At 37.2% G+C, this 14,058-nt stretch carries 17 protein-coding genes and 2 pseudogenes; 17 read left to right on the forward strand and 2 right to left on the reverse strand.

The window, feature by feature from the left end:
* Positions 1 to 313: 313 nt before the first annotated feature.
* Together MHB53_RS26530 and MHB53_RS25900 are read right to left on the reverse strand one after the other, a co-directional pair.
* The gene (locus MHB53_RS26530) at positions 314 to 457 is read right to left on the reverse strand and encodes an IS3 family transposase (RefSeq protein WP_445661487.1); all 144 of its coding nucleotides are present in this window, start codon (positions 455 to 457) and stop codon (positions 314 to 316) included.
* A 5-nt stretch (positions 458 to 462) separates the two neighbouring features.
* Positions 463 to 693, reverse strand: a pseudogene (locus MHB53_RS25900) (IS5/IS1182 family transposase); the annotation flags it as partial.
* A 234-nt stretch (positions 694 to 927) separates the two neighbouring features.
* Between MHB53_RS25900 and MHB53_RS25905 the strand changes: the two are divergent.
* From MHB53_RS25905 to MHB53_RS25985, 17 genes and pseudogenes are all read left to right on the forward strand, one after another.
* A pseudogene (locus MHB53_RS25905) lies at positions 928 to 1,214 on the forward strand (transposase); the annotation flags it as partial.
* A gap of 158 nt (positions 1,215 to 1,372) precedes the next feature.
* Positions 1,373 to 2,305: a stage III sporulation protein AA gene (gene spoIIIAA, locus MHB53_RS25910; protein WP_340924243.1), complete on the forward strand. Its 933-nt coding sequence runs from the start codon at positions 1,373 to 1,375 to the stop codon at positions 2,303 to 2,305.
* The gene (spoIIIAB, locus tag MHB53_RS25915; protein ID WP_340924246.1) at positions 2,298 to 2,813 is read left to right on the forward strand and encodes a stage III sporulation protein SpoIIIAB; all 516 of its coding nucleotides are present in this window, start codon (positions 2,298 to 2,300) and stop codon (positions 2,811 to 2,813) included. Before spoIIIAA ends, spoIIIAB begins: the two co-directional genes overlap by 8 nt.
* Before the next feature lie 161 nt (positions 2,814 to 2,974).
* The gene (gene spoIIIAC, locus MHB53_RS25920; protein ID WP_340924248.1) at positions 2,975 to 3,178 is read left to right on the forward strand and encodes a stage III sporulation protein AC; all 204 of its coding nucleotides are present in this window, start codon (positions 2,975 to 2,977) and stop codon (positions 3,176 to 3,178) included.
* Positions 3,179 to 3,199: 21 nt separating this feature from the next.
* On the forward strand, positions 3,200 to 3,586 hold the full coding sequence (spoIIIAD, locus tag MHB53_RS25925) for a stage III sporulation protein AD (RefSeq protein ID WP_340925011.1): 387 nt from the start codon (positions 3,200 to 3,202) through the stop codon (positions 3,584 to 3,586).
* A 30-nt stretch (positions 3,587 to 3,616) separates the two neighbouring features.
* Positions 3,617 to 4,828: a stage III sporulation protein AE gene (gene spoIIIAE, locus MHB53_RS25930; RefSeq protein ID WP_340924252.1), complete on the forward strand. Its 1,212-nt coding sequence runs from the start codon at positions 3,617 to 3,619 to the stop codon at positions 4,826 to 4,828.
* Between the two features lie 114 nt (positions 4,829 to 4,942).
* Positions 4,943 to 5,575, forward strand: a complete 633-nt coding sequence (spoIIIAF, locus tag MHB53_RS25935) for a stage III sporulation protein AF (protein WP_340924255.1) — start codon at positions 4,943 to 4,945, stop codon at positions 5,573 to 5,575.
* Entirely contained in the window at positions 5,550 to 6,209 is a 660-nt protein-coding gene (spoIIIAG, locus tag MHB53_RS25940) for a stage III sporulation protein AG (RefSeq protein ID WP_340924258.1), read from the forward strand. The genes spoIIIAF and spoIIIAG overlap by 26 nt, the downstream gene beginning before the upstream one ends.
* The gene (locus MHB53_RS25945) at positions 6,210 to 6,755 is read left to right on the forward strand and encodes a SpoIIIAH-like family protein (RefSeq protein WP_340924261.1); all 546 of its coding nucleotides are present in this window, start codon (positions 6,210 to 6,212) and stop codon (positions 6,753 to 6,755) included. It begins immediately after the preceding gene.
* A gap of 318 nt (positions 6,756 to 7,073) precedes the next feature.
* The gene (gene accB / locus MHB53_RS25950; protein ID WP_340924263.1) at positions 7,074 to 7,571 is read left to right on the forward strand and encodes an acetyl-CoA carboxylase biotin carboxyl carrier protein; all 498 of its coding nucleotides are present in this window, start codon (positions 7,074 to 7,076) and stop codon (positions 7,569 to 7,571) included.
* 12 nt (positions 7,572 to 7,583) lie between these two features.
* The gene (gene accC / locus MHB53_RS25955; protein WP_340924265.1) at positions 7,584 to 8,939 is read left to right on the forward strand and encodes an acetyl-CoA carboxylase biotin carboxylase subunit; all 1,356 of its coding nucleotides are present in this window, start codon (positions 7,584 to 7,586) and stop codon (positions 8,937 to 8,939) included.
* A 15-nt stretch (positions 8,940 to 8,954) separates the two neighbouring features.
* Entirely contained in the window at positions 8,955 to 9,371 is a 417-nt protein-coding gene (locus tag MHB53_RS25960; RefSeq protein WP_340924268.1) for an Asp23/Gls24 family envelope stress response protein, read from the forward strand.
* A 673-nt stretch (positions 9,372 to 10,044) separates the two neighbouring features.
* Positions 10,045 to 10,434, forward strand: coding sequence for a transcription antitermination factor NusB (gene nusB / locus MHB53_RS25965; protein WP_340924271.1), 390 nt, complete (start codon positions 10,045 to 10,047; stop codon positions 10,432 to 10,434).
* 15 nt (positions 10,435 to 10,449) lie between these two features.
* Positions 10,450 to 11,316, forward strand: coding sequence for a bifunctional methylenetetrahydrofolate dehydrogenase/methenyltetrahydrofolate cyclohydrolase FolD (gene folD, locus MHB53_RS25970; protein ID WP_340924273.1), 867 nt, complete (start codon positions 10,450 to 10,452; stop codon positions 11,314 to 11,316).
* Positions 11,317 to 11,421: 105 nt separating this feature from the next.
* The gene (gene xseA, locus MHB53_RS25975; protein ID WP_340924275.1) at positions 11,422 to 12,777 is read left to right on the forward strand and encodes an exodeoxyribonuclease VII large subunit; all 1,356 of its coding nucleotides are present in this window, start codon (positions 11,422 to 11,424) and stop codon (positions 12,775 to 12,777) included.
* A complete protein-coding gene (gene xseB, locus MHB53_RS25980) occupies positions 12,770 to 13,000 on the forward strand; it encodes an exodeoxyribonuclease VII small subunit (RefSeq protein ID WP_340924277.1) in 231 nt (76 codons plus the stop codon). Before xseA ends, xseB begins: the two co-directional genes overlap by 8 nt.
* A complete protein-coding gene (locus MHB53_RS25985) occupies positions 12,997 to 13,881 on the forward strand; it encodes a polyprenyl synthetase family protein (protein WP_340924280.1) in 885 nt (294 codons plus the stop codon). Before xseB ends, MHB53_RS25985 begins: the two co-directional genes overlap by 4 nt.
* Positions 13,882 to 14,058 lie beyond the last annotated feature (177 nt).

Here is a 14,058-nt window from a genome sequence, read left to right on the forward strand (position 1 = left end):
GACTTGGCTGAAAAGGCAGAAAAAACCCATTCAACAGGTTAAAGCTAATAAGACGAAATAAAATCTTTATAATCCAAACTGTAAGATCACTGCAACTGTATATGAAGAGTTGCAAAATAATTATTAGCCGTATGAGTTCAAACGTGCCATACGGCATTAATTTGTAAAAAGGCATAAAACGATCAGTTCGACAAGACCAACTTTAAATAACCGAAAACTCTTGGTTTTTCTGTAGAAATTAATTACATAGGTTGGTATGCAACACTAAATCAAACAGTTTTTTTAAGGGTCAAGTTTCTGTATTCTACTGGACTTAAATAGTCATTGAACTATGCATCCGGATATTGTTGTACCAATGAACATAATCGAAAATTTCAAGTGCCAGTTGTTCAAGGGTGTGAAAGTATCTTCCGTTAATTAATTCTGTTTTTAAAATCTTAAATGTTGCTTCCGCCACTTCCCGAGAAAATATTTAAAAGACTTATCATATATAGATCGGTCTACAACATCCACATCTGATATATCATAAATTCTTTTTAACAATAGATACTTGGAATAGCCTGATTTTAGTTCATCGAGAAAAAATAAAATCAACGAGATCATTTATTTGACGCAACAGATTATCTTTTGGGATAACCATATCGTAAAGTTCATATTAGCACTTAGATTCAATGATTCTTGAGATTGCAACATATGATTCATCACTTTTATATTAGATAACCTTATTATAACCTGTTTTCTAAAAGATTGTTGGCTTTTGAATAGAGGGAGGCTCTGAGCAGCCCGAATATACGTAGACTCCTGCGGGAGATGCGAGATAGGCAAGACCCCACAGGGCGCAGCCCGAGGAGGCTTGCCACTCGCCCGCGGAAAGCGAAGTGTATACGGGGCTGTTGGCAGATAGCAACAATCTATGTGGAAACAGCCTTTTATTTTAATGTTGAAAAATGCAAAGAAGGAGTTATAAAGAAAGGGCTAAAAGTAAGGCTTATTCTGTAAGTATAAAATCAAACGAACATACAGAACAGGTGAAATTTCAAGAAAGCCAGTTTTTTTAGAAAATCTAAAAAACGCTATAAAATAGAGGCTAAAAATAGCAAATTAAAACACAGCACGGGTATAATATTGCGAAAACTTCGGGTCTAATTGGCATGGAATTGCAAGGTGCCACGGCTATATTTACAGTAAATTTCAAAAGAATATTAAAAAACTAATTGATTAACATAATGGGAAAATAGACAACAAAGGATAAAAAGACGTCCAAAATTCATTTCTGAATTTTAGAGTCGTCTTTTTTTGTTTGATCATTCCTCATAATTTAAGCTTGACCGAATACATATTAGGTAGTGGATATGTACGGAGGAGGAACTGAATGGAAACTGTATTGCAATATATACCTATGCAAATAAGTGAGCTGATCCAAAGCTTACCTAATAAATTATTGACGGAAATGGAAGAGATTAGATTAAGAATAGGAAGACCAGTAGAAGTATGTGCAAGCTGTCAGCCACACTTTCTCAATTATACTTTCACAAAGAAAGATGCAGATCAATTTATTAGTAAATTAGCCAATCATTCCTTTTATACACTTGATGAAGAGTTAAAAAAAGGCTATATCACGATAGCGGGCGGACATCGAGTTGGTCTTGCTGGAAAAGTTATTTTAGAAAATGGTTACGTAAAAGCGATTCGGCATTTGGCGTCATTTAACATAAGAATAGCTCGGGAAAAACCAGGTGTTGCTGATAAGTATATTCCATATCTATATGATCAAGGCTGGAAAAATACGATGGTCATTGGTGCACCACAGACAGGTAAAACTACATTGCTGAGGGATCTTGCTAGACTCGCATCAACAGGCATGGAAAATTATCATATTCCGGCATTAAAAGTGGGAATTGTCGATGAACGATCAGAAATTGCAGGCTGTGTGCATGGAGAACCACAATTGCGGTTTGGACCGAGAGTCGATGTACTAGATGCATGTCCGAAAGCAGAAGGTATGATGATGATGATACGTTCGATGAGTCCAGACGTATTAATTGTAGATGAAATCGGTCGCCCAGAGGACAGTATAGCTATTTTAGAAGCAGTTAATGCAGGAATCAAATTAATCATGACAATGCATGGGCGTAATATAGCAGAAGTTAAAAATAGACCGATGTTAAAAGAAATTTTTGATCAGAATGTATTTGAGCGTGTAATAGGTCTGTCCCGTGAAAAAGGGCCCGGTACTGTTACGACCATTTCGGATGCCAAAGGCAATACCATTACTAGAAAAACAGCGTTACTACATTATGTTTAAAATAATTGGTGCAATTTTCATTATTGTCGCAACGACTTGGATAGGATTTGAATTTTCCAAACGGTTAAGTGATCGGACGAAGCAACTCAGACTATTTAGAAATTCCTTGCAAACGTTAGAAGCAGAAATTATGTATGGACATGCACCACTAGAAGAAGCAGCACGAAGAATCGCTTCTCAGCTACCAAAGCCGGTCTCTCTTCATTATCGCTTATTTGCGGATAAATTAACTTTAGCAGGTGCAACCGTTATGTCTGCATGGGAGGAAAGCTTGAAAGAAACATGGCAGCTAACCGCATTGCAGCGCAGTGAATTTGAAATACTTCTACAATTTGGTGAAAATCTTGGCAGGCATGATAGGCAAACACAACAAAAACAAATTATGCTAGCACTTACACATCTTGAACGTGAGGAAGAAACGGCTCGTGATAAACAAAAAAGTTATGAAAAAATGACAAAAAGCCTTGGTATATTATCGGGGATTCTATTAATTATCTTGCTTATATAGTCTAGCTTTTATTTCTTCCTCACAAGATGATTTAATGGCTAACTCCTTTTTTGCAACATGTCATATCTCACCTATGTGCCATAGAGGGTTCTACTAAGGATTTTAGACCGTTCGACCAATTTAGATGTGCTTACGCAATTGTAGTGACAGGGGGATAGGTAATGGGCATAGATGTAGATGTCATATTTAAAATAGCTGGAGTGGGAATCGTTGTAGCTTTTCTTCACACCATCCTTGATCAAGTAGGCAAGAAAGAATATGCACAATGGGTTACATTGTTTGGATTTATTTATATTTTATTTATGGTCGTAGCAATAGTAGATGATTTGTTTCAAAAAATAAGATCAGTATTCTTATTCCAGTGATAGGAGGGGACTGTCATCGTCATCCTACAAATTGCGGGAATTGCATTAATCACAACATTTCTTGCCTTGGCCATTAAAGATCAAAAACCTAATTTTTCATTTTTGCTAGTTTTATTTGTTGGTAGTGGCATATTTATTTTTCTTGTCGATCAAATTCAACTTATATTTACAATGATTGAACATTTAGCTGCTAGTGCTAACGTTAATATGATGTACGTGAAAACAATGTTGAAAATTATTGGTATCGCTTATATCGCAGAGTTTGCGGCACATATTAGTAAGGATGCTGGTCTTGGAGCAATGGCGGCAAAAGTGGAACTCGCTGGAAAGATTTTAATATTAGCGATGGCTGTTCCGATTTTGACCGCTATGATTGAAACGATTATTCAAATGATGCCCGCAAGGTAACGCGAGTGTAAGAACGGGGTGGACCTGATCATGAAATCTTTGAAGCTCATATTGTTGGCCTGCTTCTTATTACTAATCGGGGCAGAAAATGTACAAGCTGTTCAGAATGAAAATGAAGTAAATGAGCCAGATACTGAGCCAGATACTGAGCCAGATACTGATTATGTTACAAATCAAATAAATAACTTAGGACTTGAGGAATTAACAGAGTACTGGGATGCGATCGTCACAGAATATGGAAGTTATTTGCCCGAAAGTCAGAGAGGAACACTACTAGAATTTGTGAAAGGGGAGAAAACCTTTTCAATTGAAGGGTGGCTCAGAGGTTTCATTGCATTTGCTTTTCAGGAAGTTGTGATGAATGCAAAGCTACTTGGAGCAATTATTATGCTTTCTATTTTCAGTGCTATTTTACAATCCTTACACAATGCTTTTGAAAATGGGGCAGTAAGCAAAATTGCTTATTCGGTTATTTTTATGGTGTTGATTATTATGGCATTAAATAGTTTTCGCATTGCTGCTGATTATGCAGTAAGTGCCATCGATGCGATGAGCCAATTCATTTTTGCGCTACTGCCACTAGTTCTCGCCCTCATTGCTTCATCAGGAGGTGTGGCGTCATCGACGTTCTTTCATCCGGTTTTAATATTTCTTATTAATGTGAGCGGCATTGTTATTAAAAATATTGTGCTACCTCTTTTGTTCCTCTCCACCCTACTTAGTATAACAAGCGCTTTAAGTGGTCAATTTAAAGTCACGCAACTTTCAGGTTTATTACAAAAAGCAAGTGTAGGTGTACTTGGAATTTTTGTGACTATATTACTAGGTGTTATCTCTGTACAAGGAACTGCAACCGCTGTTGCGGACGGTGTTGCGATAAAAACAGCAAAATTTGTTGCGGGAAACGCTATCCCTGTTGTTGGACGCATGTTTACTGATGCAGCAGATACGGTAATAACAGCATCATTACTCCTGAAAAATACTGTTGGAATCGCAGGTGCAGCAATCGTTTTATTAATTGCCGTTTTTCCGGCAATAAAAATACTAGTCATTTCATTCATGTATAAACTAGCGGCTGCATTTATGCAACCGCTTGGGGATGGTCCTGTAATTGAATGTCTAAATATTGTTAGTAAAAACATGTTATATATCTTTGCTTCACTTGCGATTATCTCATTCATGTTTTTTCTAAGTATCACAATACTCGTCGCTTCGGGGAATATTACAATGATGATCAGATAATACGAACTTCATTAAGCATTATATCTTATTGGTATTGTGAGAAAAGTTTAGATTTCGATGATCTAGACTAGGTCACTTTTTAGTTCTACTCGTTTATTTAAAGGAGGAAGTAGCATGCCATTTTTAAGTGATTGGATTTTAAATATTATTATATTTTTGTTGCTTGCAATGGTTATCGATATGCTACTCCCGAGTTCAACTATGAAAAAATACGCAAAGCTTGTTATTGGTTTACTTCTAATCGGGATGATTCTATCCCCGATTTATAAGATAATGTCTATGGATTTTGATCTTGTATTAAAATCGTTATCTCCAACAGTAAATGAAAATATTCAAATGCAAGAAAATTTACTAGAAAAGAAAAAAAGAGAAATACAAGCCTCACAGTATGCATATACATTAGAGCAACTGGCTGTCCTTATGAAGACTGATGTGGAAAAGGAGATGATAGAGAAATTTGATCTTACGATATCAAACATAAAAATATCAGCAGATACGAACGCGGAGCCAATAATTGAACATTTAAAGAGCGTTAAAGTCAGTCTTGAAACAAATAAAGAAAAAACATCAGCAATTACTCCAGTAAGTATTAACATCAATGAAAGTTCGGAAAAGCAAATGCCAGTAGATCACACAAAAATCCTTGAAACACTTTCAGCACGTTGGGAAATACCAGTTTCGATTATCGAAATTGTGCCGAAAGGAGAAACCGAAGAAGAATATGAACAACAAAAACGGGCCCCTTGATTGGCTAAAAAACAAATTAGGAGACACGTCTACGGGCAATAAACATGGCAAACATTATTATCTGATTCTATTGCTTTTAGCAGGAGCGATCTTTATGTTGATGGGGAACTTTTTTGGTAAAGATCCTCTTTCAGAACCAGTTTCCGGTTTAAATCAAGATGCAAATGATGATAACACTGCAGAAACAATGAAACAGCAAGATACTGGAAAAAATAATAGAATGAAGATATATGAAGAGCAATATGAAAATCAATTAAAAGAAGCATTAGAGCAAATCGTTGGGGTCCAAGCAGTCACGGTTGTAGTGAACGTCGAGTCGACTGAAAGTCAGGTTTTTGAGAAAAATACCACTTTGAAAAATCAAACAACAAGTGAAGAGGATGATAAAGGTGGTAAAAGACAAGTAGAAGATCAGTCACATGAAGAGCAGCTTGTGATCGTTCGAGAAGGAGAAAAGGAAGTTCCGATTATTACGGAAACGAGAAAACCAAGTATTAAAGGTGTACTAGTTGTAGCCGGTGGAGCAGAAAACATGCAGGTGAAGAAATGGATAATTGAAGCTGTAACAAGGTCACTAGACGTTCCTAGCCATAAGGTGGCAGTTATGCCAAAAAAAACTAAGGGGGATTCCTAAATGCTGTTAAAAAAGCAAACGGTTTGGCTTTTAACGATGTTAAGTTTAGTTGTGGTTTTATCTGTTTATTATGTGACTTCTAATCCAAGTAAAAATGATCTGGCAACAATAGGAAACGGAGATACATCTGAGGTTGGAAGTAAAACAGCTGCTGATGATCCAGACATGAAGATCGTAACAGAAGCGGCAGGCGACGAAGTTTTTGAGACGGTACGAATGGATTTGCAAGATAAACGTAGTAAAGAAGTGCAAGATTTGACTGTGAAAATGGGATCTCCAGAACTGTCAGCTGACGAGAAAGATAAAATATATACGCAAATGGAAGAAATAAATGAATATAGTACAAAGGAAAAAACAGTAGAAAGTTTAGTTAAAGGCCTTGGGTATGACGATGCATTAGTCAGAGCGGATGAAAACGAAGTAAAAATAACTGTAAAGTCATCAGAAGAACATTCTCGTGCAGCTGCTGTGAAAATATTAAAAGTTATACACGAGAATATTGGAACGGAAATTGCGGCAACAGTAGAATTTAATTCAAATAAATGATCATATAATAAGGCTAATCTATGACGGAGGGAGAATTTTTCCCCTCCGTCATTCTTTATAATAGAGGAAGTTCAAAAAGTCACCAAATGATAAACGGCGAATTTCTTCGTTACTCGGTTTTTCTGGTTCTCACGTATTAAAAGCATACGCTCCGATCCTTAAAACCTTCGCGCCTCGAACTTCTTGTTTCTAATTTGGCACCTTTTTGAACATCACTAATAAATAAAAATTGAACTGTTTAGCAACTAGGATTGAATTCTTGTATGGTTTTATAATATGATATTAGTAGCTACTCATAAAAATAAAGGAGTGTCATGAATGCTAAAAATTCAAGAAATTCGTGAACTTATAAAACTAATTGATCAATCCGATATCGAGGAATTTGTATTTGAGCATGAAGGTTCGAAAGTTGAAATGAAAAAAAACATCGTCAAACAGCAAGTTCAGCCACTATTACCGGTAGCGCAAGCACCAACAATTCAAACTGTAAGCCAGCCTTTGAACATAGAGCCTGTAGCAACAGTTACTTCAGGCCAAGTGGAAGCCCAAGGTCAATCTACTGTTGATACAAGTAACTTGCACACAGTATCATCTCCAATGGTTGGTACATATTATGAATCTTCAACACCGGATACACCTGCTTATGTTCAAGTTGGATCGGGAGTGAAAGAGGATACTGTTGTTTGTATAGTAGAAGCGATGAAATTATTTAATGAAATTGAAGCTGAAGTGGAAGGTGAGATTGTGGAAGTCCTCGTTAAAAATGGCGAACTTGTAGAGTATGGACAACCATTATTTTTAGTCAAGCCTAGATAAGGAGCGAAATCCATGATAAAAAAGGTATTAATTGCAAATAGGGGAGAAATTGCAGTCAGGATTATTAGGGGCTGCAAAGAAATGAATATAGAAACCGTTGCTGTTTTCGCGGAAGCTGACAGGGAAGCTTTACATGTTCAATTAGCTGATGAAGCATACTGTATCGGACCTACCGCATCGAAGGATAGCTATTTAAACACAGCGAATGTGATAAGTGTTGCTAAATTAACTGACTGTGATGCGATACATCCAGGTTATGGATTTTTAGCTGAAAATGAAGATTTTGCTGAGCTATGTCGCGATTGTAATATTATTTTCATTGGACCAAGTCCAGAAGCAATTTCTAAAATGGGAACAAAAGATGTTGCCAGGGAAACAATGAAAATGGCTGGGGTTCCGATCGTTCCAGGATCACAGGGAATAATTAAAGATGGGGACGAAGCATTGCAATTATCAGAAAAAATTGGATACCCTGTTATCATAAAAGCTACCGCAGGTGGTGGTGGTAAAGGAATTAGGGTCGCGAAAAATGAAGAAGAACTAATAAAGGGAATTAATATAACTCAACAAGAAGCAATGACTGCTTTTGGTAATCCTGGGGTATACATAGAAAAGTATATAGAGGATTTCCGTCATGTTGAAATTCAAATAATGGCTGATGGCCATGGAAATGTCATTCATCTTGGTGAGAGAGATTGTTCCATTCAGAGAAGATTACAAAAATTATTGGAGGAAACACCGTCTCCAGCTATTGATTCTGAAATGCGGGAACAAATGGGTGAAGCAGCAGTAAAAGCTGCTCAAGCTGTTGATTACACAGGTGCAGGTACGATAGAATTTATTTATGATTATCGAAATAGGGAATTTTACTTCATGGAAATGAATACTAGAATTCAAGTTGAACATACAATCACAGAAATGGTAACAGGAGTAGATTTAATTAAAGAGCAAATTCTTGTTGCTTCAGGTAATACGCTATCTGTTACACAAGAAGAGGTCACCTTTAATGGTTGGGCCATCGAATGCAGGATCAATGCCGAAAATCCTGAGAAAAACTTTATGCCATCTGCCGGGAAAATTGCCATGTACTTACCACCTGGTGGGTTCGGAATAAGAGTAGATTCAGGAGCATATCCCGGTTATACAATCCCACCTTATTATGATTCCATGATCGCAAAAGTAATTTCACATGGTGCAACAAGGGAAGAAGCAATAGCTAGAATGAAACGAGCATTAGAAGAATTTGTTATTGATGGCGTAAAAACGACTATTCCATTTCATTTAAATCTATTAGAAAATGAAGCATTTATCGATGGAAACTTTAATACAAAGTTTTTAGATATTCATGACGTCATGAACCAAAAATAACGGAGGTGTTTTAACATGGAAGAGAGTATGAATATGCTTGAAATGACACAAGATAATGAACAAAGCCATGGTAAAATTGAAATAGCACCAGAGGTAATTGAAGTTATTGCTGGAATCGCTGCATCGGAAATCGAGGGTGTAGCACAAATGCGTGGCAATTTCGCTTCAGGTGTGGTTGAGCGACTTGGAAAGAAAAATCATGGCAAAGGTATTAGAGTGGAGCTTGCGGAAGAGGGAATCAAAGTAGATGTCTTTTGCTTAATGAACTTTGGGGTATCCATTCCAACTATAGCTCAAAAGGTACAAGATAACATCCGTCAAACTTTGTATAATATGACGGCACTTGATGTAGAAGAAGTAAATGTTCACATCGTTGGCGTTGCCTTTGAGAACCAACGTCAAGAAATGGTTGATGAAATAGAAGAACAGTGATGAATCCTACATTTAATGGACAGTAAAACAGCCAGTAAAATAAAGAAAAGTATATGAGGCTAACAGTTCCTAAATTGTCAGCGGGGAAGCGGATAAAGTGCCTCCTCGATAAAAGTATCACTGTATGAGCCAGAGGTATATCCTTTGGCTTTTTAAAATTTTTCTTCCAACGATGTGTTTCACACAATCTCATGTTACACTAGGTACATAAACTAGCCTACGATTAACGGCGATTGTATATTGGTTCTTATTTTTAAAGAGGATGTTCAAAAAGGCACCAAATGATAAACGGCGAATTTCTTCGTTGGTAATTAGGTAATTAGGATCCTCTGTTAAGGATCCTCTGTTAAGGATCCTCTGTTAAGATCGCTCACGTCCTGTGAGCAACACAGAGGTCAGCACATCGTGTGCAAGTACGTCCTGTGAGCAAACAGAGGTCAGCACATCGTGTGCAAGTACGTCCTGTGAGCAACACAGAGGTCAGCACGTCGTGTGCAAGTACGTCCTGTGAGCAACACAGAGGTCAGCACGTCGTGTGCAAGTATGTCCTGTGGGCAAAACGTAGAAGTCAGCACACCCTGTGCAAGTCTGATCCTAAAACCTTCTCGCCTCGAACTGCTTGTTTCTAATTTGGCACCTTTTTGAACACGCACTTAAAGGAGTTTTATATAAAATGAAAAGAAGAATAGCGCGAGAAAAGGCATTGCAGGCAATGTACCAAATTGATATGAGTGAGGCAGATCCCGCTGAAGCGCTTAAGAATGTGTTGGAAGATGAAAGTCCTGATCCATTTTTACAGAAATTGGTGGAAGGGACAGTTGCTAACCTAGAAGAAATTGATCAGGAAATCAGTAAGCATTTAGAACGCTGGACCATTGATAGATTGGCAAAGGTTGATGTAAGTATTTTAAGAATTGGTGCGTATGAATTACTATATACTGATGATGTACCACAAAATGTTGTAATCAATGAGGCAATTGAAATCGCAAAGCTCTTTGGTGATGAAAAGTCAGGTAAATTTGTGAATGGCATTTTATCCAAAGTAAAGGGTGAGGAGCAATAACTGGGGGGAATGGAAATGGCAGCAAAGATTATTGATGGAAAAGAAATTTCAACGCAAATTCGCAAAGAATTAGAACAGGAAGTAAAAGCACTTACAGAGGCTGGAATTAGACCTGGACTTGCGGTCATTTTAGTTGGCAATAATCCTGCATCAAGAACCTATGTTACTTCAAAACAAAAAAGTTGCAAGGCAATCGGAATGGAATCTCTACTCATAGAATTTCCAGAGGATATCAAGGAACAGACTCTTTTGGAAAAAATTGAAGAGTTAAATGAGCAAAATAACATACATGGCATTTTAGTTCAGCTTCCGTTGCCAGCACATATTTCTGATGAAAAAGTAATTGAAACAATCTCGCCTGAAAAAGATGTGGATGGTTTCCATCCCGTGAATATTGGGAAAATGATGACTGGACAGGATACATTTTTGCCGTGTACGCCTTTTGGTGTTTTAAAAATGCTCAAACATATGCAAATACCAATCGCTGGGAAACATGCTGTGATCGTGGGAAGAAGTAATATAGTCGGTAAACCTGCGGGTCAATTATTGCTAAACGAAAATGCTACAGTTACATATTGTCATTCAAAAACACAAGATCTTGCGGCCTTCACTACAAAGGCTGATATAGTCATTGCCGCTGTTGGTATAGCAAAAATGATCAAAGCTGAACATATTAAAGAAGGCGCAGTAGTCATAGATGTAGGCATGAACAGAGATGAAAATGGGAAATTATGCGGTGATGTTGATTTTGAAGATGTTAAAGAAAAAGCGGGCTATATCACGCCCGTTCCTGGCGGCGTTGGGCCAATGACTATAACAATGCTTTTGTTTAATACAGTGAAATCAGCAAAAAATAATTTACAAAAAAAAACACAATCATAATTAGTTTATAGTAAAATAAAGAAAAGCTGTCGTCCCAGTGCGGATGCAGCTTTTCTTTAAATGAAAAAAATAGTGGATTATATTTCCAAATGAAGGATGTGGAAAATGCAAACGCCGCAGTATTTAACAGTCAAGTCCTTAACTAAATATATAAAGCGAAAATTTGATGCAGATCCATATCTTGCAGATGTATTAGTCAAAGGTGAAATATCTAACTTTAAAAAACATTCTAGTGGTCATATGTATTTTACTTTAAAAGATGATAAAGCAAGAATTATGGCTGTTATGTTTGCAGGTTCTGCACGAACAATGAAGTTTCTGCCGGAAAACGGGATGAACGTTCTTGTTAAAGCAAGTGTTACTGTATATGAATCATCTGGACAATATCAATTATATATTAAAGAAATGCAGCCTGATGGTGTAGGAGAACTATTTTTAGCTTATGAGCAATTAAAAGAAAAATTAGAAAAAGAAGGTTTATTTGATCCCATGCACAAACAAAAGCTACCTTTCTATCCACAGACAATTGGGATTATTACATCGCCAACTGGAGCGGCGGTTAGGGATGTTATTATAACTATCAAACGTCGCTATCCTATTGGGAAGATCTTGCTTATTCCTGCGCTTGTGCAAGGAGAAAATGCATCTCGTTCCATTGCAGAAGCAATAAATAAGGCGAATGAAAATTCCGAAATCGATGTATTAATCGTTGGCAGAGGTGGAGGTTCCATAGAAGAACTTTGGGCTTTTAACGAAGAGGTTGTTGCACATGCCATCTATCAATCGAAAATTCCTATTATTTCCGCAGTCGGTCATGAAACGGATTTTACAATTGCGGATTTTGTTGCTGATGTGCGAGCAGCAACGCCAACTGCAGCAGCAGAACTTGCTGTTCCTCATATAGAAGAATTATTAGAGCGGTTAATGAACCGAAAAAGTAGACTGTTTAGTAGTATGGGGCAACATATCCGTTTTAGGAAGAGTCAGTTAGAGTCAATTCAGCGTTCTTATATGATAAAGAATCCTCAAAAGTTATATGAACAAAGATGGGAGCAACTTGATAGGATGACAGAAAGGCTGCACTATGGAAATAGAAATATTTTCGGACAAAAAAAGGATAGATTCACACAGCTTGAAAGCCTACTGAAACGCAACCATCCATCGAAAAAATTAATAATGAGTGTGGATAGATATAACGCAGTAAAAAGGAGACTTACCAACGAAGCACGTAGTATATTTAAGCATAAGGCTAGAGAGTTTACTGGGAAAATGGCCACATTGGAGGCATTAAGTCCATTAAGTATCTTGCAACGTGGATTTAGTATTGCTTATACAGATGAAAGTCATATTTTAAAAAGCGTGGAGCAAGTAGCGACAGGCGAAAAAATAGAAGTGAATGTCACTGATGGCAGTTTAATTTGTACGATTAATCATATAAAAAAGGGTGAGGAAAATGAGTGATACATTGACATTTGAAGAAGCGATGGAACAATTAGATATTATCGTTCAGAAACTGGAAGAAGGCGACATTCCTTTAGAAGAAGCATTAGCTAACTATCAAAAAGGGATGGAGCTATCTAAAATATGCCATGATAAACTAAAAAATGCAGAAGAGCAGCTTACAACAGTTCTTACGGACAATGGAGAAGAAACGTTTCGCCTGCAAGAGGAGGATAAAGATTGACATTAAGCATCGGAGAATTTACAAAACAGTATAAAACACTGATAGATAATGCACTGTTGTCAACAATCGAGAGGCTAGAAGCGCCTGAAGTCCTTAAAGAAGCGATGGACTACTCATTAAAAGCTGGAGGGAAAAGAATTAGGCCCTTATTGTTACTTTCTGCAATTGCAGCATTTGATAAAGAGCCTGCAAGTGGACTTACAGCAGCTGTATCGATAGAGATGATTCATACATATTCACTCGTCCATGATGATCTACCTAGTATGGACGATGATGATCTTAGGCGCGGAAAACCAACAAATCATATTGTTTACGGTGAAGCAATGGCGATCTTAGCGGGAGATGGATTATTAACCCATAGTTTTCAATTAATCGCTGATGATAAAACGTGGGATGCTGAGACGAAGGTGAAACTAATCAGTTTACTAGCTAGATGTGCGGGTCCTGAAGGTATGGTTGGTGGACAAACCTCCGATATTCAAGGAGAAAATAAACACTTGGACATGGAAGAATTAGAATATATTCATCGCCATAAGACTGGAAAATTACTAACATTTAGCGTCTTAGCTGGAGCAATAATTGGTGGTGCAACGAATGAACAATTATCATTATTTGAGAAATATGCTCATCATTTAGGCCTCGCATTTCAAATTAGTGACGACATACTGGATATCGAGGGTAATGAACAAATAATGGGAAAACCAGTTGGTAGTGATACTGGAAAAACGAAAAGCACTTATCCATCCATTTTAACATTAGATGGTGCCAAGAAGCATTTATCGGATCATATGGAAGCGGCGAAAAACACATTGAAAGAGATCGACCTCCAGACCACATTACTGGAACAAATAACAGATCTTATTGAGGGCCGAGATCATTGATGACTTTACGATAGATTGAAAATGAACCGTCTTTATGATACAATTTCTGAAGGTTGTAGATGGTGCTGAATTCTAGTCAATCAACCGGTTTTAAAGATGGGCCTAAAAGTCTATTAACGAATGGTGAAGAAATTATATGAAAGATATTTTTAACACTCAATTAAATGGAGCGTCAGT

Source organism: Bacillus sp. FSL K6-3431, assembly GCF_038002605.1.
Classification (GTDB): domain Bacteria; phylum Bacillota; class Bacilli; order Bacillales; family Bacillaceae_C; genus Lederbergia.